Source organism: Nosocomiicoccus sp. HMSC059G07, assembly GCF_001815515.1.
GTDB lineage: Bacteria > Bacillota > Bacilli > Staphylococcales > Salinicoccaceae > Nosocomiicoccus > Nosocomiicoccus ampullae_A.
In genome coordinates this window covers 89871-113943 of the sequence record NZ_KV820866.1, presented here as the reverse complement: position 1 = coordinate 113943, position 24073 = coordinate 89871, and the positions used below count along the sequence as shown (strand labels likewise).

24 protein-coding genes are annotated in these 24073 nt (G+C 35.4%); 1 reads left to right on the top strand and 23 read right to left on the bottom strand.

Going from position 1 to position 24073, the window contains the following annotated elements; genetic code table 11:
* Positions 1-7 precede the first annotated feature (7 nt).
* The 12 genes from HMPREF3029_RS07925 to HMPREF3029_RS07870 form a co-directional block, all read right to left on the bottom strand.
* The gene (locus HMPREF3029_RS07925; protein WP_070710352.1) at positions 8-1288 is read right to left on the bottom strand and encodes a four-carbon acid sugar kinase family protein; all 1281 of its coding nucleotides are present in this window, start codon (positions 1286-1288) and stop codon (positions 8-10) included.
* A 12-nt stretch (positions 1289-1300) separates the two neighbouring features.
* Positions 1301-2050, bottom strand: a complete 750-nt coding sequence (locus tag HMPREF3029_RS07920; protein ID WP_070710351.1) for a DeoR/GlpR family DNA-binding transcription regulator — start codon at positions 2048-2050, stop codon at positions 1301-1303.
* A 238-nt stretch (positions 2051-2288) separates the two neighbouring features.
* On the bottom strand, positions 2289-2798 hold the full coding sequence (locus HMPREF3029_RS07915; RefSeq protein ID WP_070710350.1) for a DUF2165 family protein: 510 nt from the start codon (positions 2796-2798) through the stop codon (positions 2289-2291).
* Positions 2798-2992, bottom strand: a complete 195-nt coding sequence (locus HMPREF3029_RS07910) for a DUF4177 domain-containing protein (protein ID WP_070710349.1) — start codon at positions 2990-2992, stop codon at positions 2798-2800. Before HMPREF3029_RS07910 ends, HMPREF3029_RS07915 begins: the two co-directional genes overlap by 1 nt.
* Positions 2993-3448: 456 nt before the next feature.
* Entirely contained in the window at positions 3449-4771 is a 1323-nt protein-coding gene (locus HMPREF3029_RS07905; protein ID WP_070710348.1) for a type II restriction enzyme, read from the bottom strand.
* 18 nt (positions 4772-4789) lie between these two features.
* Positions 4790-5638, bottom strand: coding sequence for a DNA adenine methylase (locus tag HMPREF3029_RS07900; RefSeq protein WP_070710347.1), 849 nt, complete (start codon positions 5636-5638; stop codon positions 4790-4792).
* Positions 5639-5765: 127 nt separating this feature from the next.
* Positions 5766-8978: a DUF3427 domain-containing protein gene (locus HMPREF3029_RS07895; RefSeq protein WP_168165523.1), complete on the bottom strand. Its 3213-nt coding sequence runs from the start codon at positions 8976-8978 to the stop codon at positions 5766-5768.
* 28 nt (positions 8979-9006) lie between these two features.
* A complete protein-coding gene (locus tag HMPREF3029_RS07890) occupies positions 9007-10167 on the bottom strand; it encodes a M20 family metallopeptidase (RefSeq protein WP_070710346.1) in 1161 nt (386 codons plus the stop codon).
* A gap of 38 nt (positions 10168-10205) precedes the next feature.
* Positions 10206-10568, bottom strand: a complete 363-nt coding sequence (locus HMPREF3029_RS07885; protein WP_070710345.1) for a PH domain-containing protein — start codon at positions 10566-10568, stop codon at positions 10206-10208.
* A gap of 63 nt (positions 10569-10631) precedes the next feature.
* Positions 10632-12047, bottom strand: a complete 1416-nt coding sequence (locus HMPREF3029_RS07880; protein WP_070710344.1) for a YfcC family protein — start codon at positions 12045-12047, stop codon at positions 10632-10634.
* Positions 12048-12160: 113 nt separating this feature from the next.
* On the bottom strand, positions 12161-13267 hold the full coding sequence (locus HMPREF3029_RS07875) for a glycerol dehydrogenase (protein ID WP_070710343.1): 1107 nt from the start codon (positions 13265-13267) through the stop codon (positions 12161-12163).
* 67 nt (positions 13268-13334) lie between these two features.
* Complete coding sequence (locus HMPREF3029_RS07870) at positions 13335-13799, bottom strand: GNAT family N-acetyltransferase (protein ID WP_070457674.1); 465 nt, start codon at positions 13797-13799, stop codon at positions 13335-13337.
* Positions 13800-14030: 231 nt separating this feature from the next.
* Between HMPREF3029_RS07870 and HMPREF3029_RS09510 the strand changes: the two genes are divergently transcribed.
* Complete coding sequence (locus tag HMPREF3029_RS09510; RefSeq protein WP_168165522.1) at positions 14031-14183, top strand: hypothetical protein; 153 nt, start codon at positions 14031-14033, stop codon at positions 14181-14183.
* A gap of 165 nt (positions 14184-14348) precedes the next feature.
* On the opposite strand, the gene rplS is transcribed toward HMPREF3029_RS09510, so the two are convergent.
* The 11 genes from rplS to HMPREF3029_RS07815 form a co-directional block, all read right to left on the bottom strand.
* A complete protein-coding gene (rplS, locus tag HMPREF3029_RS07865; RefSeq protein ID WP_040929189.1) occupies positions 14349-14702 on the bottom strand; it encodes a 50S ribosomal protein L19 in 354 nt (117 codons plus the stop codon).
* 114 nt (positions 14703-14816) lie between these two features.
* The gene (trmD, locus tag HMPREF3029_RS07860) at positions 14817-15488 is read right to left on the bottom strand and encodes a tRNA (guanosine(37)-N1)-methyltransferase TrmD (protein ID WP_070710342.1); all 672 of its coding nucleotides are present in this window, start codon (positions 15486-15488) and stop codon (positions 14817-14819) included.
* Positions 15485-15973, bottom strand: a complete 489-nt coding sequence (gene rimM / locus HMPREF3029_RS07855; protein ID WP_040929191.1) for a ribosome maturation factor RimM — start codon at positions 15971-15973, stop codon at positions 15485-15487. Before rimM ends, trmD begins: the two co-directional genes overlap by 4 nt.
* A gap of 47 nt (positions 15974-16020) precedes the next feature.
* On the bottom strand, positions 16021-16248 hold the full coding sequence (locus HMPREF3029_RS07850; RefSeq protein ID WP_070710341.1) for a KH domain-containing protein: 228 nt from the start codon (positions 16246-16248) through the stop codon (positions 16021-16023).
* Between the two features lie 2 nt (positions 16249-16250).
* On the bottom strand, positions 16251-16523 hold the full coding sequence (rpsP, locus tag HMPREF3029_RS07845) for a 30S ribosomal protein S16 (RefSeq protein WP_040929193.1): 273 nt from the start codon (positions 16521-16523) through the stop codon (positions 16251-16253).
* An 84-nt stretch (positions 16524-16607) separates the two neighbouring features.
* Entirely contained in the window at positions 16608-17954 is a 1347-nt protein-coding gene (gene ffh, locus HMPREF3029_RS07840) for a signal recognition particle protein (RefSeq protein ID WP_070457661.1), read from the bottom strand.
* An 11-nt stretch (positions 17955-17965) separates the two neighbouring features.
* Entirely contained in the window at positions 17966-18298 is a 333-nt protein-coding gene (locus HMPREF3029_RS07835) for a putative DNA-binding protein (RefSeq protein WP_144265443.1), read from the bottom strand.
* On the bottom strand, positions 18276-19391 hold the full coding sequence (gene ftsY, locus HMPREF3029_RS07830; RefSeq protein ID WP_070710340.1) for a signal recognition particle-docking protein FtsY: 1116 nt from the start codon (positions 19389-19391) through the stop codon (positions 18276-18278). Before ftsY ends, HMPREF3029_RS07835 begins: the two co-directional genes overlap by 23 nt.
* A complete protein-coding gene (smc, locus tag HMPREF3029_RS07825) occupies positions 19392-22937 on the bottom strand; it encodes a chromosome segregation protein SMC (RefSeq protein WP_070710339.1) in 3546 nt (1181 codons plus the stop codon). It abuts the gene before it with no gap.
* A 1-nt stretch (position 22938) separates the two neighbouring features.
* Positions 22939-23700: a ribonuclease III gene (rnc, locus tag HMPREF3029_RS07820; protein ID WP_083286891.1), complete on the bottom strand. Its 762-nt coding sequence runs from the start codon at positions 23698-23700 to the stop codon at positions 22939-22941.
* A gap of 96 nt (positions 23701-23796) precedes the next feature.
* Positions 23797-24033, bottom strand: coding sequence for an acyl carrier protein (locus tag HMPREF3029_RS07815; RefSeq protein ID WP_040929198.1), 237 nt, complete (start codon positions 24031-24033; stop codon positions 23797-23799).
* Positions 24034-24073: the final 40 nt, after the last annotated feature.

The window sequence follows — 24073 nt, the reverse complement described above, 5'->3', positions numbered from 1 at the left end:
CCTAATTTTAAGTCGCTTTTAAATATTTTATTGCTTCATATATTGTTCTAATATCACCAATCATACCGCCTTTAGTAATGATTGGAAGACCATCATATTCACCATCAATGAGCGTTCCATATGCTGTTAATGGAGCAACCTCATCTATCAAAGTAATACCGTTGGCATTCATAATAGTAGTTAGTGATGCTGTCACATCCCCACCACTTGTAAAGCATCCTTTAATACTATAATCAGTCTCATCAATTACTTTTTTAGTAATTATTGCCAAACCATCAGTAATTCGTTTAGTAACTTCTTCTGGTTGTACATTATTTTCTTTCGCTAGCTTTTGTATATCAATAATGACAAGATTCTCTTCATTAGTTGTAATAATGACTGTTTCACTTGTTTTTAATTTTAGCTTTGCTTGTCTTACACAACGGTTAATTTCATTTTCAAAATTATCATCAAAAGAGGCAAGCTTATATATGTCTGGAACAACAGGCTTAATATCCATACGATCTATTAGATAAGTTAACTGCTTCTCTGTTACTTTTGTTGCACTACCGACTGTTACAATAATTTTGCTGTTATCTACTTTTTGATTTACTTTAAATTTTGAATATGCTGCTGTAAAAGGTCCTGAGTCGACAGGTATAATAGGTAAATTCACCTTCGATAATGACTCTGCAATAAATTCAATATCTTGATTGGTCGCTGCATCAATCACAACAATTCTCTTACCAGTTTGTGTTATACTTTTAAACTTTTCGATAAACTCATCACAATTGCCTGATAATTCATTAATAGTCATTAAACCAACTTCGTATTTAGACTGGCTTTCTATTATCTCTGAAATACAAGACGAGTTAATTGGCATAATTGGATCATTGGCCACATCCGTTTTATGTAATGGAATATTATTAACAACTAAGTATCCACCAATAGTAACTCGACCTGAATCAGGAAATGAAGGTACAACAACGGCTACATTATCTTCATCAACATAATCAAGTAGTAAGTCAATTTCGTTGCCAACATTACCACGCATCGTCGAATCAATCCGCTTACAAATAAAATCAATGTCACACTTAAACAGGCTCTCAAGCGATTGATTTATACGTGTCTTTAAGATATCCTTGCTTAAATATCTACTATCAGTATCAATAATTACAGTATCGATATTTTCATTACTTATAATATCCTTGTTATAAAAGTAAGTTGCTGGACGAAATCCACTTTTACTCATACGTACACCCGTGGCATTCGCTCCTGTTAAATCGTCTGCTATAATTCCAATTTTCACTTAGATAACTCCTCAAATCACTTTTGTAAATTGCTCTATACAGTTCTTAGTAACATCATCTAACTCACTGTTTACGACAATACCATCAAACTTGTCTAAGTTTGCAATTTTAGAATAAGAATAACGGTCAAACTTACTATCATCCACTAATAAGTACGAAGTATACCCACTCTCAATCATTAGTTTTTTGATAAAAGCCTTTTCTCTTGTCGGCGCATAAATTGAACCGTCAAAAACCGCTTCTGTTGCAACAAAAGAGACATCGAACTTTGATTCTTCTAAATACCTAATTGTATGTACCCCGTACATAGAACCAACATTGTTCTGAATAATGCCTCCGGTTAAAATTACAGTGTGATGACTATCCACTAAAATAGATGAAGATTTAATATCATTAGTCGCAATTGTTAAAGGAAAATTAACATCCTTTAGTAATTTAGCTAATTCAAAAGTTGTAGTCCCAGCATCTAAAAATATATGATCATTCGGCTTAATAAAACTAAGCGCCTTAATAGCTATCTCTTTTTTCTCGTCTACTTTGACTAACTGTTTTTTAAAAAAAGGTAACTCTGTTGTTATATTATCCATGAGCATATAACCATTATTAGTACCAAGAACAATTTCGTCATCCTCTAACTCTTTCAAGTATCTTCTTACTGTCATTTCAGATACCTCAAGAAACTTTGCAATAGACGTAATTGTCAAAGTTTCATGTTCACTTAAAAACTCTATAATTTTAGACTTTCTAGATTCCTTAGACAATCGCATCACCTAATTTTTATTGTATTGATTATTTCACAAAATGTAAACTGTTTTTGATAATATATAACAACTTTATGTTTTATTATGATAATTTTTAACAATAAACATTGAGCAGAATAAAAAATATCACAAGGTTATTCTCTTTTTTCAAACAAAAACACCCCTAAAGTTGAATTTCATAAATCAACTTTAGAGGCGTAGAGCAAAATTTTCACTTGAACTATTAATAAAATATTCATTAACCATCTATTAAATCTTCATCCTTAAGAGCTAGTAAAATTACAAAAGCTGCCCAGAGAGTTGAAATACTCATAGCTGTTTCTTTACCATTCCAGATTTGTGATTGCCACATAGCGAACCATTCGCTACCAACTACGATAAATCCAACAAACCAAATCGCAAAACCTAGCATATAAGCGTAAAAACCAAAATCTTTAGCTTTATTAAAGTCTTTACCAGCTTTTTTAACAGCCTTTATCATACGATATACTCCAATAAATGCGAGTAAAGAAAATAGACCTTCTGCTATAATAATTCCCCAATATGCAATCGTATGAATTGTCGTACTTTCAATAGCTCTCCACATGAGTGCATTGCCTTCAAAGGTTGTATCCATAGATAGAACATGATGGACAAATTGGTAATTTGAATTATAATCCATGAGATTTCCTGCAAAGACAAAAAGTCCAAATAAACCAGTGATGAATAATACAAAAATCTTTAAAAATCTTAAACTTAGAGTTGACATTACTTTCTCTCCTTTTTCTCAAAAATTAGATCGATTCTTCGTTGTTCTCTTGATAAGTTTGTTAAGTTGACAAGTTGAACAAAACGCCATCCCTCTTGAGCCTTTTGTTGAATGATATTTGAGTAATTGTCTTTTAAACTGAGTCCCTCTCTCTTTTCAGATACGGATAGTGAGACAATGTCATAGATATACATCGGAGAACCTCCTTTCTATATTTATTATAAGTTTAAATTACTTTTGTTACTATAAATCAACATAATTATGTAGAAAAATTGAATATCTATTAAAACATGATAGAAATTAAAAATACTCCTCTATTCTAAAGTTTAGAGGAGTACAAAAACAAAAGTCTTTTAAGTAGAATTTATATAGTTATAAACTGCTTAATTATCAACCTAAATAAATTAATTTATGTCTAATGGCATAAATTCATATTATCCTTGAAAAGTAGTTGTAAATGATTCTTTGACCCCATCTTTTCTAGTATAAAATCTTTAGCAATACTTCTTAGCAAATAAATAATGGTCATATCATCTATCTCAAACTTAGCTTAGTTTTTTTGAAAATAATGAGAGTGATAATTACGAAATTTTACAAGAGAGGAAATAAAATTTTCATGGTTTAAACTCTCTGAAATTTGTGAGTCATTATTATTTACTCGTCACACTATAAATCCATTCTATCCAACCTTTTACTGTCCCTGCACGACGTTTTGCCGTCGACTCTGATTGGATTGAATGTATATTGTTTAATAAAATTCCTGACACATATTTATTAAACCCATTTGGTCCATGCTCTTCATAATATAAGAATGCCTTTCGGAGAGTGTTGTATTGTAGCATACACTCAATAATGATTTTATTTCTTTCATTACTGTTATACATTTTTTGAATTTTTTGGCCAAGCTTTGATAATGAAAACTTCAAGTCCGTTTGCTTTTGTGCAAGCCCTAAAAACACGAGTGCATTGGCATAATAATCACTTTGCCTTACATTAAACTCATATTCTTTTGCTAATTCTTCTTTGCTCTTCGGTTCAACTAAATAGTCAATCATATCTAATAAACGCATCACATTATCTGCTTGTGGGTAAACAACATCATTAGGTTCATATTTCATAGGTGTTTTTTCTATAAAATTATGAATACGTCTAATATCCAGATTCAAGTTCTCATTGAGTATGAAGCTGTATTGCCCTTTCCATTTGATACTCGAGTAATTCATAGCATCTGTAAATTCATAAACACTAAAATAAAACACGTCATCAGCGAATGTAAAAAATATTGGAAGTATCTTTTTGTTATCTGTTATTGAGTTTATTACTCTAAATGGATAGTAAAGTTGACGTATCATAAAATCTTTTGGAACTTTTGCCTTAGCTTCAATTAAAGCAATGGAACTATCATCTTCATAACTTCCGTCTATCTCAACTTGGCTATTTATTACTTCAAAATTATAAACTTCATCATTCAACTTACTACGAGTGTTGATCTTATAGAATAATTTACCTGAACTCATTCGTCCTGTTAGGGTTAGAACACTTTTCTCACTTGTATCTTTATTTTGAACTTTGTTCATAACTTCATCGACCATACCAGAAGCATGCGCCACGTTTAAAGCAACCGCTTCACTCGTAATATTGTGAATATCTATCGTTTCAATATACTCTGGTAATTTAACAAACTTTGGCTTTGTTGGAATCATTTTAAGTTTTTCATAAGCCTTGAATCTACCAATAATATAAGTTCCTCTTGTATCTGGTAGTATTGAAAAGTTATTTTCAGAAAACAAAGTAGGTAACTGATCTGAGTGGTCAAACTTAGTCATGAGTCTAGCTTCTCTAAACTCATTAATTTGAGTTGAAGTAATTCTGAAGAAACCATTCTTCTCAACTTCATCTTTTATATTGTATTTTTCAAAAAGTTTATTCCAAGCATCATCTGTTTTATTAACTTTTTTTGAGGATTTAGTCACGTAATCACCTACTTATCTCTAATAGCTTTTTACTATAACTTCATCAACTTTGCCACGTCCTGTAGCTACTGAATTCACTGCACGTGTTGCTCCAACAATTAATGTTGTCTCTTTATAATCTTTGTATAATTCATGGATTATCTCTGAGCTTGAATTTGAAAGCATCACATAACAACCTCTCTCATCTAACTCAACAAATAAATCCCTTAATCTTAATTGTTCATCATATCCAAATCCGTTATCTGTATAACCAACAAAGTTATTTAAATCTACATCTATTGGTGCATAAGGAGGATCGAAATATATAAAATCTCCAGCTTTCGCATCTTTAACTGCTTCCTCAAAATCACCAGCAGTGATTCTTATACCATCTTCATTAAGGAATTCTGATACTTCTCTTAATAGACCCTCATTGACAATATTTGGATTCACATATTTTCCATATGGTACATTGAATTGATTCTTTTTATTAACTCGATATAACCCATTGAAACCCGTTTTATTCATGTATATAAATCTTGCAGCACGTTCAACATTGGTTCTATTTAAATAGTTATCCGTTCTGTCCCAAGCTCTAACTTCTAAATAATAGTCTTTAGAGTTCTTTGCATCATGAATTTTTAGCTCTTCTACTAATTCATCGATATTATCTCTTATCGTTTCATAAACATTTACCAATTCTGTATTGTAATCATTGATTAATGATGGTGTGTGTTGTAATTCAAAAAATACAGCACCACCACCAATAAACGGTTCATAATAATGATTAAACTCTTCTGGTAAATTACTCGTAATGACATCAAGGAGCTGACGTTTACCGCCCACCCATTTAATAAAGGGCTTAAGAAATAAGTTTTTTTGATACATTTATTAAACTCCTTATGTAAAATATAGTCTCTTAATTTTAATGTATTCGAAAATGTATTTCAATTAAACCTCTGAATGTGAATTTCATTAAACAAAAAAGAAGCCTCTTTTCAGAGACTTCTCATCATTAACTTTCTAAATCATCCATAACGTCTTTCGGAACCGCTTCTTTAAAGTTCCAAATAATCGACATTGGACTTCCACCTTCATGGGATTCGTACTCTATTTCACCAAGGTAGTAAAATGGTAGCGTTAAGTTGTCTTCACTATTTTCTCGTCGTACGAAGAGATGTATTTTCTTACCATTCTTTTTATGATGAATGTACTGTTGACCAGTTGGTGTATCTTCATGGGTTTGATTTTGTGATTGCCAGTGGAACTGATGTTGTGATATAAAATAATCATCATACAGTAGATGCTCTTCTACTGTTTTTTCATTCTTCTCTAAGTTTACAAATAAGTAGTGGTCTCCGCGATATTGTAGGACCCCTTCACGTAGTGAATAGATACTTTTATCGTATCCTACTAGTGCAAGGGTTTCACTTCTTGAATATTGCTCATAAAGCAGTAGTTCGTTACTGTTATTTAAGTTGTCCACTGGATAGTTTTGCTTATAGCTCAGTTGTATGAATTCTAAGAACTCATTCAACTCTTTTCTCACTTGTTCAGATAAATTATAGTCTGATTGTAATACTCCATCGGTGTATTTAAACAACGCTTTCTTTTTAAACTTAATTTCAGATATTCTTTTAAAAGCGTAGTGAATTTTATCTTTTGCTTGGGTGTTAAGTTGAACTTTTAGCTTATCTTCTATGTACGAAATGACATGTTTTTCTTCTAGATTTTTATTTAATATCGTCATTATTAAGATAATCGGGTCGTATAACATTTTTACTGGAATACTTTTCATTATCTGATCCATGACAAATGTTAAATATGGTGATTCGTTGATTTCCTTATCAACTTCTCGTTCTGCATCGATACGTTTATTGAGTATCGATAAGTTTTTATATGCGCCCTTAAATAATCGTGACAGTGATGGTGCTTGCTCGTGACTATAAAAGTCCATGATTGATAGTTTTTTCTCATCATTTTTAGTTTCGAGACGTATAATTTCTAAAAATTGACGCGCATCTTTTTTAATGAATTCTGCTCTCATAAAGTCCGTATTATCAAGACTTTGTAGTATACGCTCTTTTGATATGTGGTCTAGTTCTATATGAATAGAACTAGATAAGTTCACAAAGTTATTTTTCACGCTATTTTTAAGCTTTTGTTTGTCTATGAACTCTTTGTTACCATTTAATGCGATCGGAATGAGATAGTTATTTCTATTATTCGTTACAAAATCGAGCACTGTTAAATACTCTTTGTCTTTAGCTTTACGTAATCCACGGCCGAGTTGCTGTGTAAATATAATTGCGGATTCTGTAGGTCTTAAGAATAGTATTAAATTGACTTTAGGAATGTCGACACCTTCATTAAATAGGTCAACGATACATATTATTTCAAGTGGATGACTGTCGTCTTCGAGTTGTTTAATCGTTTCTGAACGCGTTTCATCGTTATCTTTTCCAGTTAGTACCGTTGAATGATAACCTCTTTTTAAAAACTCTGCATTCATATATTCAGCGTGTTCAATATTTTGACAGAAAGCTAAACATTTTCTCGTATCAGTTAAAATGTATTGTTCCATCTTTTTTACTATAAAATCTACTCGACGATTCGTATTTAAGATTTTAACTAAATCATCTTCTTTAATATTATCCTTTTGAGCTAAATCAATTGTCGTATCACTAATTCCGTAATACTGGAATGGTACGAGTAATTCACTCTCTAGTGCATGCTGTAACCTAACATCAACGATAATATTGTATTCCGCAAGTTCATATATATCCCCACCATCAGTACGATCTGGCGTTGCGGTTAAACCGAGTAAAAAGTTTGGTTTAAAATAGTCGATAATTGCTTTATAAGTTGGTGACGAGCCGTGATGGAATTCGTCAATGATGATTAGATCAAATTCATCTGTATTTATCTTTTCATAATCGTTATATAGCGTTTGAATCGATGCAAAAGTAAATTTCGCAATTTCTCGTTTACTACCTTTGTATATTTTAAAATCTTCTTCTAAATGATTGTTATAAATCTTTTTGAATGTTTCTTTAGCACCATTTAGTAATTCAATTCTATGTGCTATAAATAATACGTTTTTAGGTTCAAGTTCTCTTGCACACATTGCGGAAAGAAATGTCTTACCTGTTCCAGTTGCAGCAATCGCTAGTCCTCGTTTGTAACCTTTATTTACTGACTCTAGCATATTTTTTATAGCTGTCATTTGCATTGAGTTCGGTAAAATCTTCGATGATTTACCTTCTGTTAATACTTTACTGTTAAAAGATGTTTTTAGCGGTTTTAAAACAGTTTTTGTTTCTAGGAAGTGCTTATATTTTTTAATATAAGCATTGGTAACTTCAACTGTATTTTCATGATTCCATAGACGTTCAAAACGTGCTGACATATTATCGTATATTGAGTCGCTTGCACGTTCATACGTACGTATATTCCATTCCTCACCTGTTTTTAATGCAGCAGCTGAAATGTTTGAAGATCCGATAATTACAGATCCATAGTTATTTTCTCTATGGAATATATATCCTTTCGTATGAAAGCTATCTTTAAAATCTTGACTTTCATAAACTTTTAACTCAATATTTGGATACTCTTTTAATACTTCTAGTGCTTTAGATTCAGTTACGTTCATATAAGTCGTCGTAATAATACGACCTTTTATATTATATTTTTGTAATAAATCTAGCGTATTTATAAGTAAGTTAAGGCCTGAGCCTCTAATAAAGCTCACGATAATATCGAAACTAGAACATGTTAATAATTCATTCTTTAAGTGATTCAGTAAAAACTCTCCTGTAGAATGATCATTTACAATTAGTTTACTTTCCATTAACTGAAATTCATCTGTTAACTCATGTTTATACTCATCTAAATTTTGATTACCATATAAAGATAATGCTAACGGAAATGAGTTTAAATCACCTGATACTCTTTCATTCATGTAAAGTACTAAATCTCTAATCGAATAGTTCGGATTATTTTTAAATTGAATGATTTCATCTTGTGTTTTCGCTTCATGCTTATTATGGAAATACTGAAGAGAAGCTTTATCACTCAATAGTTTCTTGTTTAATAAAAACTTCGATGTCGTTTTATATTCACTCATCGATTCATAGATAATTGAATCGAGATCAGAACGCTCGTATGACATAATATCACCACTCTCTATTAGTTCTATTACACCATTAAGTAATTCTTTTCTCAACATAAAAAAAGCCGCATGCATACGCACACGACTATTTCTTAAGTCTTTTCGCTTGTTCTTCCTTCACCGCTTCAAGCACTTCTCTATTCTCTAGCAACTCGAGTCCTGTATTCGCGAGTGCTAATACCGCTTCTTCCATCGCTTTAAATCCGTCTTCAGTAATCGTTTGTTCTCTGAATTCTGGCGTGTGTGCTTTTACGCCTGGGCAGTTCATGCCGACATATGGATGGAGTGCTGGGATTCGGTGTGAAACGTCTCCGATGTCTGCACTTCCTGTTGATTTTTCTTTTTTATTGATTGGTCGATCTGTAAATTTCTTATGATGTTTTGTAAATAAGTTTGACAGTGTGTCGTTTGGTATTAAGTTGTTGTAGCTTAATTCGTAGTTTGATATAACGACTTCTGTACCTGTCATTAATGCTGCACCTTTTGCAACGTTTCTAATTTTTTCTACGACTGCATCTAAATAGTCTCTTTCGTTTGCACGAATATAAAATTGAGCAGTTGCGTGTTCTGGGACGATATTTGCTGCGTGTCCACCGTTATTAATAATGCCGTGTATTCTCACGTCATCTTGTACGTGTTCTCTTAAACCGTTGATGCCACTAAATAGTTGAAGGACGCCGTCTAATGCGTTAATGCCCTCTTCAGGATTGCCTGCTGCGTGTGCTGCTTTTCCGTAGAAGTCAAATTGTAGCGCGTCCATTGCGAGCATGTCTCCACTTTCTGATGAGACGTCTGACGGATGTACCATTAGTGCGACGTCCATATCGTCAAATATACCTTCTTCTGCCATCGGTACTTTTGCACCGTTCGTTTCTTCTGCTGGTGTTCCGACGACAACGACTTTTCCTCCTGTTTCATCTACATGTTTACTTAATAGAATACCTGCACCGACACTCATGTTACCAATTAAGTTATGTCCACACGCATGTCCTAATCCTTTTAACGCGTCGTATTCTGCTAAATAACAGATTGTTGGACCTTCTTTTTTACTGTCATAAGTACCGATAAAAGCAGTCGGACGATTGACGATATTCGTTTCTATTTCAAAATCGTGCTTTTTTAACTCTTCAGTTAATAATCGCATCGCACGATATTCCTCATCCCCAAGTTCAGGATTTCTATACATATCAATCGCATTATGTTCTAAATCTTTTTTTATCGTTTCGTAATCTTTTAACTCAATCATTCTATGACTCCTTTACACAATCCATCAGTGTAAAATAACTATTCGATAAGTACAACTTGCGCAATCAGTTGATCGATTTCACGGATGTTAATTTTCTTATCTAGTTTTATTTTAATTTTACCTACACGCGTCCATAACTCGAGTTCCGCATTTAAATCCATTAGTTTCCCTGCGTTTTCTGTAGACCACATGTATATTGAATTATATGGTAATGAATATACCTCTACTTTTTTACCAGTAATTCCTTGAGAATCTCTAAAAATAATTCTTTTTGATGTAAATGTAACACTATCTCTAAATGTTTTATATGCCACGATAAACTTTTCATTCGGTAGCATAATTTCTTGAACTTCTTTCGCTAAATCACATTTTTGAAACAGTGTAAACTCTGGGATTTGCATTATACATCCTCTTTTCATTTGTTAAATTTAATTAATTATACAACATAAAGAGTAACTTAGTATTTAAAACACAAATAAATGTGCGATTGTGACAAATACTGCTGCGAGTAAGTACTGAATAAGGATAATCGGCAGTACGAATTTCGCCCATTTTGTCCATTCAATTTTTGCGATTGCTAAACTCGCCATTAATACACCACTTGTCGGTGTAATTGCGTTTGATATACCGTCACCAAGTTGGAATGCGAGTACTGCTGTTTGTCTCGATACGTCTGTTAAATCAGATATAGACGACATAATTGGCATCGATAATGCTGCTTGACCGCTTCCTGACGGTACTAAGAAGTTAAGTCCACTTTGAGTTAGTAACATTCCAAGTGCTGATAATAATGATGGCAATTCGTTAATTGAGTTCGCAACAGCGTTTAAAATCGTATCGATTGTCATACTTTCTTGAAGGATGACGAGTACCCCGTATGCAAATCCTACGACTAATGCTCCAGGTACTAAATCTTTACATCCATCGATAAAACTATCTGCAATTTCGTTGTAGTTCATTTTACCAATGATTCCTGCAATGACTCCAAATAATAGGAAGAGTGATGCGATTTCCATAATGTACCAACCAAATTTTGTCACACCGATTGCTAAAAATAGAATCGTTAGTGTAAATATGACGAGAATGATTTTTTGGCGTAACGTAAACTCTACATCCTTTAATGCGTACGTTTCTTCTTGGAAGTTCGATAAGTCGATTTCTTCTTCGTCTAGTTTACCGGCTTGTCTTAGCTTTGCGACTTTTTTCGCTTTATACATCACCCATGCGATTGTGACACTGACCATCACAACCCACATAATCATACGGTAACCTTTACCAGAGAATAACGGTAACTCTGCGATACCTTGTGCGATACCAACTGTAAATGGGTTTAAAAATGCTGTAGTAAACCCGGCAACTGACCCTAATATTACAATCGATGCACCGATCATCGGGTTATACCCAAGACGAATTGCGAGCGGTACTAATATAAATAGAAACGGAATCGTCTCTTCACTCATTCCAAATGTCGCACCACCGAGTGCAAAGAGTACCATGATAATTGGAATGAGTAAGAACTTCTTGTCTTCCATCTTATAAACGAGTCGCTCTAATCCGTTTTCTACTGCCTGAGTTTTTGATAAAATTCCGAACGCGCCTCCGACGATAAATATAAAGAATATAATCGGAGCGGCGTTTTCCATTCCTTTAAATACTGCTTCAAATATTCCAAATAACGTTGCGTTTTCTGCTTCTACACTTTGATATGTACCTTCAACAACTAACGTTTGAACGTTACCATTTACTTCCTTTTCTACACGTTCAAAACTACCTGACGGAATAATATAACTGACCGCTGTTGCAAGTATGATCAGTCCAAATAACAACGCAAATACGTTTGGGAATTCCCATTTTTTCTTGTTTATACTTTCGTTATCCATAACTTTCGCCTCCTACGTACGTTATGTTTGTTAATTATACATAATTTTTTATAAAATTCACATTAGTTTGTAATAAAAAAACGCGCATCCGTGATGCGCGGAATATATTGATTTTATTCATATAATTCGTTTAACGATTTTACATACTCATCTGCTGCGAGTAAAGCATTCGCCACGTCTTCTTTTGTATACTTTACACGCATCTCGTGAATCGTTTCGCCTTCTGCTGTTGCGAGTTCTCCAACTTTTAATAAGTCTTCATATGACGCATCACCTAAATGTAATTCTTCGAGTGTCGTTGGTAATCCAAGTGTTTGATAGAGTGACACATAGTTGTCGATTTCATCGATATCTCTATTTTCTAAAATAAGTTGTGTTAACGTACCGTAAGCAACTTTTTCACCGTGAGTAAGTTCGTGAATTTTACCATCTAGTGCTGTGAAGCCATTATGGATTGCGTGTGCAGCTGCAAGTCCACCACTTTCAAATCCTAATCCACTGAGTAGTGTGTTTGCTTCTACGACGTCTTCTAATGATTCTGTTACAACTTTCGCACGGTTTGCTGCAATCGCAAGTTCTGATTTTTCAAATAGTGTGTCGACACATTTTTCTGCGATTGCTTCTGCTGCAAGTGACGTTACTCCGCCTGCCATCGTGTTACCTTTTGCTTCGATGACTGCACGTGCTTCAACGTATGTTGCGAGTGCATCTGCAATTCCTGAAGCAAGTAAACGCTCTGGAGCGTTTGCTACGACTGCTGTATCGACTAATACTAAATCTGGGTTTTTATCATAGAAGATGTACTTTTCAAACGTGCCTTCGTCTGAGTAAATGACTGATAACGCTGATGTTGGTGCGTCTGTAGACGCGATTGTTGGTAATACCGCAACACTTACTGCCGCTTCATCTGCAACTGCTTTACCTGTGTCGATCGTCTTACCGCCACCAAGAGCGATGACAAAGTCACATTCTTCTTTCGTCACACGTTCAGAAATACGTTCGATTTCTGACGTCGATGCTTCACCGTTAAATAACTCACGTGTTACGTTAAATCCATTTTCATTTAAATAATCGTGAAACTTTTTACCGACAATGTCATAAACAACGTCATCACATAATAGTAACGGTGCTTCACCAAGTGCTTCTAAATGCGTCTTACTATTTAGTAAGGCATCTTTTCCTTGAACGTATTTCGCTGGACTAATAAATACTTTTTCCATTCATACAACTTCCTTTCAAATTTTATAAATATCTTGATGTATATATTAATTTTTAATGTACAGTGTTTTATGAAACATCCTTTTCAATTTCAATCGTGCCGTCTTCGTTAAACACATACTCATCGTCTTTCGTTCTAAAACCGAACTTTTTATAAAAACGAATTGCGTTGATTAACGCACTACCGACAATTTTATCCGCTTCTTTTACGTACTCATCTTCTAACACGGTCTCCATAATTTTACGACCGAGCCCTTCACCACCGTGATCTGGGTGAACGTATACGAGTTTAAGTGTCGATACACCGTCAACCGGTTTTGAAATACCGCCACTTGCTATTAGGTTTCCTTCTTTTTCAATAACGTAAACATGTGTGTCTTTTGCTTCTTTTCTATAATAGTCTTCTTTTTGTTCATCTACCCACTGCTCGATTAACTCATCGGGATAAGTTTCTGTGTTTACTTCTCGCATCGTGATATTTACTAAATGCATTAATGATTCAATATCTTTATCTTCAAGTCGTCTGATTATCATCTGTCGACTCCTTTCTTATTAAACTTATAGACGTATCTCAATGTTTTTAAACCAAAAATTTTAGAAATAAGAGATACAGAATCATATTTTACATCGATTAAAAAAGGTGACGTGAACTTTGAAGCTTTAACTCAATCACCAAAAGAAGTTGAAGCGGTGTTTGGTGACACTATAGTGATACAACCCGTAAAAATCGATGATGTCATCTACCACTTAAAGGGGGAGAAATAAATGTTAAATTATATGATCAGAGATATTAAAATTCAAAAGAATTACTTATATTTTTTACCTGTACTCATTGTATTTCTACTTTTCATGAAGACACCTGTAAATACGATTATCGCAGTTGCAATGGTATATATTCCGGTAAATGCGGTTTATTAACTCGCTAAGTCAAATATCAATCATTCCAGATATTTATATTCCGTGGACGCCTGAACATATAGAGCGTGATTTATATTTACAATATGTTTTAAATTTAATTAATAAATAATTATTTGTTATAAAAAAGCACTGAAGACATTATCTTCAGTGCTTTTATAACGAAAATTAGTTTTCGCGTTTTTCTTTGATACGTGCTGCTTTACCACGTAAGCTACGTAAGTAGTATAATTTCGCACGACGTACGCTACCTTTACGAGTCACTTCGATTTTATCGATTTTTGGTGTGTGAACAGGGAATGTTCTTTCTACTCCAACACCGTAAGAGATTTTTCTTACTGTGAATGTTTCAGAAATTCCACCACCACGGCGACGAATGACTACACCTTCGAACACCTGGATTCTTTCACGTTCACCTTCAGTGATACGTACGTGTACTTTTACTGAGTCCCCAGCTCTAAACTCTGGTAAGTCAGTTTTAAGTTGTGACTTTGTAATGTCTTGTAATAATTGTTGTGACATTTAAATTCTCCTCTTCCTACCAACCATCTTATATAGCATCTATACAGCGGATTGTTGTGATTTTTCGTCCTCATAGACTTATTCATATTACCATATTTAATTAGTTGATTCAACTTATTTTTTATTATTTAATAAATCTGGTCGTCTTTCTTTTGTGCGTTTTAACGATTCCTCTTCTCGCCACTCTTCGATTTTTTTATGATCCCCGCTAAGTAATACGTCTGGCACTTTCATACCTCGATATTCTCTCGGTCTCGTGTAATGTGGATGCTCGAGCATACCTGTTGAAAAGCTGTCGTTTTCGTGACTTTCTTGTTGAATGACTCCAGGGATGAGACGAACGATGGCGTCTGTCATTGCCATCGACGCAATTTCTCCTCCCGTTAATACGTAGTCCCCGATTGAAACTTCATCAGTTGCGAGGTTTCGTATACGCTCATCATACCCTTCGTAATGTCCGTTTATAAAAACGATGTTTTCTTCAGTAGATAATTCTTCAGCAAACTGTTGATCGAACGGTCTTCCGGACGGACACATGAGTAATACGCGTGCGTTTTCTAAATGTAATGATTCAAACGCTTCGTATACTGGTTCTGGTTTTAAGACCATACCAGCACCACCACCGTACGGATAGTCGTCGACTTGATTATGTTTGTTGTTTGCGTAATCTCTAAAGTTAATCGTTTTATAACTCACGATACCTTTGTCATTTGCACGCTTTAAAATTGATGAACTTAAAATACCTTCATACATTTCAGGAAATAATGTTAAGTAGAATATGTTCATAAATCTAACAGCCCTTCAATCGGTTCTATTTCAATTCGTTTACGCTCGATATCAATGAGTTTAATAAAGTCGTCTACGTTTGGAATCATATACTTATCAGATACGACAAAGACGTCTTTACTACCAGTTGGGATAATTGACGTCACTTCTCCTAAAGTTTCGTTATTGTCTAAGTTTATTACTTCACAGCCGATAATATCTTCATAATGATATTGCCCTTCTGGTAGTTCAATATCAATCGCATCTAGTGCTTGATACACTGTGTGACCTTTTAAATGTTCTACGTCGTTTAAATTTGTAACTCCGTCGAACGTTAACATATGAAAGTTTTTATGTTTACGATAACGCGTGATCGTATATGTTTCGTCGTTAATCGTCACTGTTTGACCGACCGCAAATCGTTCGTTCGTAAAATCACTACTACTTAAAATTTTAACTTCACCACGGACACCGTGGAAATTTACTAATGTTCCAATATCAATCATCGTGATTCCTTTCCGAATAAAAAAACACACCCGTGTCGGATGTGTTTTTACTCTACGTCAACAAACACTCTTACTGACGGGTCATCATTTGCTGCTGTCATGATCGTACGCACTGCTTTAATGGCACGACCACCTTTACCAATGATTCTGCCAATGTCTTCTTCATGTGCATTAACAGTATAGACCACTTTTCTATCTTCAGTCGTCTCAGTAATCGTAAGACTTTCGGGATGACGAACGATAGGTTGTAAAATCGTTTGGAGTAGCTGATTCATAATTATTTACCTTGTTTCGCGTTATGGAATTTTTCCATAAGACCACGTTTACTGAAAATAGAACGTACAGTGTCTGAAGGTTTTGCACCTGTTAACATCCACTCTAATGCTTTTTCATCATCTAATTTAACGTTGTCTTCTTCTTTTAATGGGTCAAAGTAACCAAGTTGCTCGATAATACGACCATCTCTTTTTACTCTTGAGTCCGCAACTACGATTCTGTAGAAAGGATTTCTTTTAGAACCCATACGAGTTAATCTGATTTTTGTTGCCATTTATATACACCTCTCATGTTCAAAATTACTTATATAATAATAACAGATGATTTTAACGTTGTAAAGAGGTTTTCCTTTACAATTTTAAAAAGGTAATCCCATGCCGCCAAATGGATTTTTACGCTTCCCTTTTTGGTTTGTAAATTGCTTCATCATCTTTTTCATTTCGTTAAATTGTTTTAATAAACGGTTCACTTCTTGAAGTGATCGACCTGACCCTTTAGCGATACGACGCTTTCTTGAGATGTTTAATTTCTCTGGATTCTCGCGCTCTTCCATCGTCATCGAACGGATAATCGCTTGAACGTGGTCGATTTCTTTACCGCTCATTTTTACTTTATCTAACCCTTTAATTTTGTTCGCACCAGGAAGCATTTTGATCAGCTCATCAAGTGGCCCCATGTTTTTCACTTGGTCCATTTGATCTAAAAAGTCATCTAACGTAAACGAGTTTTCTTTTAACTTTTGCTCGAGCTTTTCTTGCTCTTCCATGTCGACGTTTGCTTGTGCGCGGTCGATAATCGATAAAATATCTCCCATGCCGAGAATTCTGCTTGCCATACGTTCTGGATGGAACGGTTCTAAACCGTCTAGTTTTTCTGATACCCCGATAAATTTAATCGGTTTTTCAGTAACACTACGAATTGAAAGTGCCGCACCACCACGAGTGTCCCCGTCTAGCTTTGTGAGTGTCACTCCCGTGATGTCTAGTAAATCGTTAAACGATTCAGCGACGTTTACTGCGTCTTGACCTGTCATCGAGTCGACGACGAGCATAATTTCGTCTGGATTCGAAATTTCTTTAACGTTTTTTAATTCGTTCATTAAATCTTCGTCGATGTGTAAACGACCGGCTGTATCGATGATGACTGTATCTAAATGTTCTTCTTTAGCGTACTGCATTGCGTTTTCTACGATTGTTTCAACTTTTTCTTTGTCGCCCATTGAATAGACTGGAATGTCTAATTGACGACCGATCGTTTCTAACTGGTCAATCGCAGCTGGACGGTAGATGTCTCCAGCTACGAGTAATGGTTTTTTGTTATGTTGTTTACGTAACAGTAACGCGAGCTTACCCGCAGTCGTCGTTTTACCTGCCCCTTGTAATCCGACCATCATAATAACTGTCGGTGGCTTTTTGGCTAAATTGATTTTCGCATTTTCTCCACCCATTAACGCTGTAAGTTCTTCTTGTACGATTTTAATGACTTGTTGGCCTGGCGTTAATGATTTCATGACATCTGCGCCTTCAGCACGCGCGGACACATCTTTAATAAACTGACGGACAACTTTAAAGTTAACGTCCGCTTCAAGAAGTGCTAAGCGTACTTCACGCATCATCGTTTTTATATCTTGTTCTGTGACTTTACCTTTACCTTTAATATCATCTAAGATACTTTGAAGCCTTGAACCTAATCCTTCAAATGCCACAATAATTCCTCCTAATCGAGTGATTCGAGTTCTTCTATTATACTCAGTGCTTGTTGTTTATCGTCGAGCGATGTTTTTAACGCATCGTATAATTGTTGACGTTTTAAATAACGCGCGTACATACCGAGGTGTTCTTCGTATGCTTCGAGCACTTCTGTCGTACGTTTTAAATTATCATAAACCGCTTGTCGCGTCACGTTTAACTCATCTGCGATTTCAGAAAACTGTAAGTCCATTAAGTAATAGAGTTTTACGTAATCTTTTTGCTTATCTGTTAATAAGCCGTTATAAAAATCATATAAATAGTTCATACGTAACGTCTTATTCAGTTCGTTCATCTTCAACAACTTCCTCTGCATTGTCAATCATATCTGCAAATAGTCCGTAAACATAGTTTTCTGCACTAAATATTTCTAGGTCATCAATTTTTTCTCCGAGACCGACGAATTTTACTGGAATACCGAGTTCGTTTTTAATCGCAAGGACGATACCACCTTTTGCGGTACCATCAAGTTTTGTTAAGACAAGCCCTGTTAACTCTGTTACTTCGTTAAATGCTTTCGCTTGAAGCATAGCATTTTGACCAGTTGTAGCGTCTAATACGAGTAGCACTTCGTGCGGAGCATTTTCGTCGACTCTTTGAATGACGCGTTTCATCTTTTCGAGTTCTTTCATTAAGTTCCCTTTATTTTGTAGGCGTCCTGCTGTGTCGACAATTAACACGTCCGTGCCGCGGCGCTTTGCTGCGTTTACTGCGTCGAACACTACAGCTGCTGGGTCTGATCCTTCTTGGTGTTTAATGACGTCTACACCGACTCTTTCACCCCATACTTCAAGCTGATTAATAGCCCCAGCTCTGAATGTATCTGCGGCTGCGAGTAATACGTCTTTACCTTCAGACTTATAGCGATGTGCAAGTTTACCGATTGACGTCGTTTTACCGACACCGTTTACTCCGACGACTAAAATAATCGTTAAATCGTCTTGCATGTTCATGCTTTCGTCTAAGTCACCGTTACGTTCGTATATCTCTATCATCTTTTCAACGATTACTTCACGGAGTTCTTTTGTTTCAGTAATATTTTTAAGTTTCGCATAATCTCGTAATTCATCTGTTAACTCCATCACCGTTTCAAAACCGACGTCTGCAGTAATGAGCACTTCTTCGAGCGCTTCAAAAAAGTCCTCATCTACTTTACGGTACGTCGCCATTAACTGGTTGATTTGATCTTGGAATTTCTCACGAGATTTTTCAAGTCCTTGTTTAAATTTATAACCGACTTGTTCTTGTTCCCACTCTTCAAATTCTTCAATCGATATTAAACCGTCTCCGTCTAAATCTGCATCTTTCATTTCATCAGTGACGGGCGTTTGTTCAAACTCTTCTTTATCTGCTTTACCTGAGAATTTCTTTTTTAAACGATTAAATAAACTCACTTAGTATTCCCCCTCAACTTCTCGTTCCTCGTATGTCTTTAAGTCTACACTAATTAGCTCAGAGACACCTTTTTCTTGCATCGTCACACCGAATAATCGGTCGCTTTGCTCCATCGTCTTTTTACGGTGAGTGATTACGATACACTGGCTGTAACGTGTTAAATGTCTTAAGTAATTTGAGAATCGTAACACGTTCGCCTCATCGAGTGCCGCTTCTACTTCATCTAATATTATAAACGGACTACTTCTCACTTCTAATATACTGAATAATAAACTAATCGCTGTTAACGCGCGCTCTCCCCCACTAAGTAGCGACATGCTCGTTAGCTTTTTACCTGGAGGTTGAGCGTATATGAGTAATCCAGCATTTAAATAATCACCCGGTTCTGTTAAGCGGAGTTCTGCTTCCCCACCGCCGAACATCGTCTTAAACACTTTTTTAAAGTGTTCATTGACGTTGTGATACGTCTCTTTAAAGCGTTCAGACACTTCATAGTCCATTTCTTTAATGACGTCGAGTAACGTTTCACGTGCTTGTAACAAATCGTCTTCTTCGTGTTTTAAAAACGTATAACGTTCGTTCACGACTTCAAACTCATCAATTGCGTTTAAGTTTACGTTACCGAGTTCGTCGATACTTTTTTTATTTAACTGAATTCTTTCGCGCTTCATGTCGATGTCTGTTAAGTCCGTATATTCTTTTTCTGCACGTTCAAACGTCATTTCATACGTTTCAGATAAGTAATCGATTTTTACACTTAACATTGATTCGACGCGTTCCTTTTTACCGTGCGTTTTACGTAGCGATTCAGAAAGTTTCTCTATCGTATCTAAATGCGACTGACGTAAATTCACGTCGTGCTTTGTTTCTTCACTCACTTCGTGTATCTCTTTTTTAAGTTGTGATGAAGAGTCTTGTAACACGTCTAACTGTTCGTCGAGTTCTAAAGATAACGTCTCTAACGCTTCGATATCGATCGACTCGTAATCTGAAGTCAACATTTCAATACGTGAATCGATATCTACAATTTCACGTTTCACTTTTAAAAGCCTTTCTTCGTAATCCGTTACTTGAGAACGTTTATATCGAAGTGTCGATTCTAATTCCGCTTGTTTTGTAAGAAGCGTTTGCTTTTTACTTTCGTATTCTTTTTCAGCCGCTTCAGTATCCCCTTGAGCTTTCGTGAGTAACTGAATATCTTTTTGAAGCGAATCGAGTGTTTTTGTTTTCTCTTCTATCGCTTTTATTAACGTCGATGCTTCCATAGTTTCAGTTGTAGAATCAAACGTTTCTTTTAATAACGCAATGCGTTCATTTGTTAATTTAATGTCTTGGTTCGTTTGTTCTAGTAACTGACTCTGTTCATCGTATGATTCTTTTAACTGAATGCCTTCAGTTTCTAGCGTGTTTAGAAGAGTGTCTAATTCTTTTAGACTGTCCTTTTCTTTTGAAAGTTCTTTAGTAAGCCTGTCGACTTCTAGCGTGTACGCTTTGATTTTATCGTCGAGTGCATCTTTTTCTTTTCGTAATTTAAGTGCTGAGTTGTTGTTTTGACGGCTTCCCCCACTGACTGCACCACCCGGGTTAAAGATTTCGCCGTCTTTTGTTACGATACGCGCTTTAAAATTTAACTCTCTAGATAATCGGGCACCGTCGTCATAATTTTCGACGATAATCGTCGTACTAAATAAGTGACCGATCAGTGCGTCATATTTCGTGTCGACTAAATCTTTTAATATATGATGCTCTACTGATGTCGATTCGAGTTTAAATACAACTTCTTGAGATAAAGATCTCCTTTGTATTGTGTCGAGTGGTAAAAACGTCGCGTAACCGAGGTTTTTATCTTTTAAATAATGGATTGCACGTTTAGCATCCTGTTCAGTTTTTGTCACGACACTTTGCGTTTGACTACCGAGTGCTGCGTCAAGTGCTGTCATATACGAACTGTCGATTTCGATAAGTTCCATGACGGCACCTAATACACCTGTGAGTTTGTCTTTACGTTTTAATACAGACTTTACGCCGCGGTAATATCCGTCGTAATTTGACATCATCGACTCATACATATCACGTTTAGATGTAAGTTGTGAGATGTAACGATTCGCTGTGTCGAATTGCTCTGTTAACGACTTTGTATGAGACTGTTCATGGTCACGTTTTGATTTCGTTTCTTTATACGCTTCACGCTTATCCTTTAATGATGATTCAAGTGTTGAGAGTGTATCTGTTAAACTTTTATTTTTTTCATTTAACGTGTCGAGAGACTCTTTTAATTCGTTCATGCGACGGTCTAACTCTTCGCGCTTGCTTGAATCGATTGCCTCTTGTTTTTCATAGTCTTTTAACTGGTTGTCTAAAGAAGTCTTTTCGACCATGATCGCATAATACTGTTCTTTTAATGCGTCAATATCGACGTCGTTACCGTCAACAAGCGATTGTAACGAAGCATTGATTGTATCGATTTCTGCTTTTACGTTCAACTGTTCATCTTTTGTTTCATTAAAAGATGTACGTAATTCATCGAGATCACGTTCTAACGATTCTTGTTCTTTTAATTTATTGCTTTTTTCTTCAGTTAAATTGTCATGTTGATCAGAACGACTCATTTTACGTTCTTTAAATAACTCGATTTTACCGATTGTTTGTTCTTTTTCTCTAGATGCTTTGACGAACGCGTCGTGAATGCTACGCTCTTTTTCGGTTAATACTTCTCGCTTGTCGCGTAAGTTATTGATCGCAACGTCGAGTAAATTGACGTGATTTCTCGCGTCTTCAATTGTACGTTCATCGTTTGAATACGTCTCTTTTAACTGATGAAGTTTTGAAGACAGCTCTTTAATATCAAACACAGTAACTTCAATGTCGCTTTGCTTCATCTCGTTTAAAAGCGCTAAATACTCAGTCGCGATGGCACTTTCTTTTTCGAGCTTTTTAACGCGAGACTCGAGTTCACTCGTAATGTCGTGAATACGACTTAAGTTGAGTAACGTATCATCGAGTTTACGTTCTGCTTCTTTTTTACGTGTTTTATATTTCATGACGCCGGCAACTTCTTCGATAATTTCACGGCGCGTTTCGGGCTTTTGATTTAAAACGTGATCAACTTCACCTTGAGAAATAATGTTGTATGCGTGTTTACCAAGACCAGAGTCCATAAAGAGTTCTGTCACGTCTTTTAATTTTGCGCGTTCTTTATTGATATAGTAGTTACTTTCACCACTTCTAAATAGCTCACGACGAATCGTGACGTTGTCGTAGTCAAAATCTAACACGCGGTCTTTATTGTCTAAATTCAGTTGAACGACTGCACTGTTTTGCTTACTTCGTTCTGTCGTTCCGTTAAATATAACGTCTTCCATTTTAGACCCGCGAAATTGCTTAGCGCTCGTTTCACCGAGAACGAACCTGACAGCGTCGATAATGTTACTTTTACCACTACCGTTCGGTCCAACGACCGCAGTGACGCCGTCATTAAATTCGATCGTCGTTTTATCGGCAAACGATTTAAATCCTTTAGCTTCTATACTTTTTAAAAATACCATATTATCTTTCGGCCTTTTCTTTTAAATGATAAAACGCAACTTTTGCTGCGAGTTGTTCAGACTCTTTTTTAGAGCGACCACTGCCACGCCCGATTTCTTTATCGTTTAACGTCACGTTAGAAACGAAGTTTTTGTCGTGTGACGGACCTGTCTCTTCGAGTAAGTGGTAATACACTTCCTCTTTATACGCTTTATGAACAAACTCTTGAAGTGCTGTTTTAAAGTCTGAAATTCCGAGGTAATCATCGCGTTCAATTTTCGGGAATACATTCACACTTAAAAACTTCCACACAGCGTCGTATCCTTGATCGAGATATAACGCACCTAAAAATGCCTCGAACATATCCGAGATAATCGACGGACGCTTTTTACCGCCTGTCTTTTTTTCTCCTGGACCGAGTAATAGTAACTCTTCCATTTTTAAGTCGTTCGCAAATATTACAAGTGAAGGCTCACAAACGATATTTGCACGCAACTTTGTTAAATCTCCCTCAGGGAAATCTTTAAACGCGTCAAATATATATTCTGAGACCATCAGTTCTAATACCGCGTCACCTAAAAATTCTAGACGCTCGTTCGAATGAATTCGGTCTAAATGAATGTTATACACGAATGAACTGTGCATAAATGCTTGTAAAAATAATTTGTCATTTTCATATTGAATCTGATGTTTCTTCATAAAAGAATCGAACTTTTTAAAAAAAGAATCGACGTGTCTTTTAGAGTCTTCATCTTGTTCGATTGATTGTAGTAATTTATCCATAATCTCACCCTAATATAGTTTACTAAACTTATGCGGTTTGTTGTAGCGATATAAAAGAAAAATCCACTTTATAGAAAGTGGATTTTGTCTATCAAATTATTGGTTTTCAAGCTTCTCGATGAAATCTAAAGCATCACCAACAGTAACGATTTTCTCAGCTTCCTCATCTGGAATCTCAGTATCGAACTCATCTTCTAATTCCATTACAAGTTCCGCAATGTCTAAAGAGTCCGCACCAAGGTCATCTTTGAAAGTCGCATCTTTCGTCACTTGATCCTCATCGATACCTAATTTGTCGACAATAATGTCTTTAATTTTATCAAAATTATCCATCCCTACTTCACCTCCTTAAAATAGTGGTCGTATCTCAGTT

Excerpts from the sequence above, each read along its gene's own strand:
- HMPREF3029_RS07915 (WP_070710350.1), bottom strand. The coding sequence starts at position 2,798 with ATGTCAACTCTAAGTTTAAGATTTTTAAAGATTTTTGTATTATTCATC.
- HMPREF3029_RS07910 (WP_070710349.1), bottom strand. The coding sequence starts at position 2,992 with ATGTATATCTATGACATTGTCTCACTATCCGTATCTGAAAAGAGAGAG.
- HMPREF3029_RS07900 (WP_070710347.1), bottom strand. The coding sequence starts at position 5,638 with ATGTATCAAAAAAACTTATTTCTTAAGCCCTTTATTAAATGGGTGGGC.
- HMPREF3029_RS07895 (WP_168165523.1), bottom strand. The coding sequence starts at position 8,978 with ATGTTGAGAAAAGAATTACTTAATGGTGTAATAGAACTAATAGAGAGT.
- HMPREF3029_RS07890 (WP_070710346.1), bottom strand. The coding sequence starts at position 10,167 with ATGATTGAGTTAAAAGATTACGAAACGATAAAAAAAGATTTAGAACAT.
- HMPREF3029_RS07885 (WP_070710345.1), bottom strand. The coding sequence starts at position 10,568 with ATGCAAATCCCAGAGTTTACACTGTTTCAAAAATGTGATTTAGCGAAA.
- HMPREF3029_RS07880 (WP_070710344.1), bottom strand. The coding sequence starts at position 12,047 with ATGGATAACGAAAGTATAAACAAGAAAAAATGGGAATTCCCAAACGTA.
- HMPREF3029_RS07875 (WP_070710343.1), bottom strand. The coding sequence starts at position 13,267 with ATGGAAAAAGTATTTATTAGTCCAGCGAAATACGTTCAAGGAAAAGAT.
- HMPREF3029_RS07870 (WP_070457674.1), bottom strand. The coding sequence starts at position 13,799 with ATGATAATCAGACGACTTGAAGATAAAGATATTGAATCATTAATGCAT.
- HMPREF3029_RS09510 (WP_168165522.1), top strand. The coding sequence starts at position 14,031 with ATGTTAAATTATATGATCAGAGATATTAAAATTCAAAAGAATTACTTA.
- rplS (WP_040929189.1), bottom strand. The coding sequence starts at position 14,702 with ATGTCACAACAATTATTACAAGACATTACAAAGTCACAACTTAAAACT.
- trmD (WP_070710342.1), bottom strand. The coding sequence starts at position 15,488 with ATGAACATATTCTACTTAACATTATTTCCTGAAATGTATGAAGGTATT.
- rimM (WP_040929191.1), bottom strand. The coding sequence starts at position 15,973 with ATGATTGATATTGGAACATTAGTAAATTTCCACGGTGTCCGTGGTGAA.
- HMPREF3029_RS07850 (WP_070710341.1), bottom strand. The coding sequence starts at position 16,248 with ATGAATCAGCTACTCCAAACGATTTTACAACCTATCGTTCGTCATCCC.
- rpsP (WP_040929193.1), bottom strand. The coding sequence starts at position 16,523 with ATGGCAACAAAAATCAGATTAACTCGTATGGGTTCTAAAAGAAATCCT.
- smc (WP_070710339.1), bottom strand. The coding sequence starts at position 22,937 with ATGGTATTTTTAAAAAGTATAGAAGCTAAAGGATTTAAATCGTTTGCC.
- rnc (WP_083286891.1), bottom strand. The coding sequence starts at position 23,700 with ATGGATAAATTACTACAATCAATCGAACAAGATGAAGACTCTAAAAGA.
- HMPREF3029_RS07815 (WP_040929198.1), bottom strand. The coding sequence starts at position 24,033 with ATGGATAATTTTGATAAAATTAAAGACATTATTGTCGACAAATTAGGT.